Annotated in this window: 1 protein-coding gene; it reads left to right on the forward strand. The window is 52.9% G+C overall.

The window, feature by feature from the left end; all coding sequences use genetic code 11:
- A partial coding sequence (locus M8009_RS18925) for a carbon starvation induced protein CsiD (protein WP_250064034.1) occupies positions 1-384 on the forward strand: 384 nt, incomplete at both ends.

Below are 384 nucleotides of genomic sequence, written 5' to 3' on the forward strand. Positions count from 1 at the left end.
TTCTTGAGCAGGTTGCCGAGTGGCCCGTGCAGGCGCTGGAGTACAAATCGTTTCTGCGTTTTCGGGTAGCCAAAATTCTTGACGATCTATGTGCGAACCAGCTGCAACCATTGCTGTTGAAGACGTTGCTAAACCGCGCTGAAGGTGCGTTGTTGATCAATGCGGTGGGTGTCGATGATGTGAAGCAAGCGGATGAGATGGTGAAGCTGGCGACGGCGGTGGCGCATCTGATTGGCCGTTCCAATTTCGATGCGATGAGCGGTCAGTATTACGCGCGTTTTGTAGTGAAAAATGTCGATAACTCAGACAGCTATCTGCGCCAGCCGCACCGCGTGATGGAGCTACACAACGACGGCACGTATGTCGAAGAGATAACCGATTACG

Origin of the sequence: Halomonas gemina (genome assembly GCF_023554995.1) — a bacterium.
GTDB lineage: Bacteria > Pseudomonadota > Gammaproteobacteria > Pseudomonadales > Halomonadaceae > Halomonas > Halomonas gemina.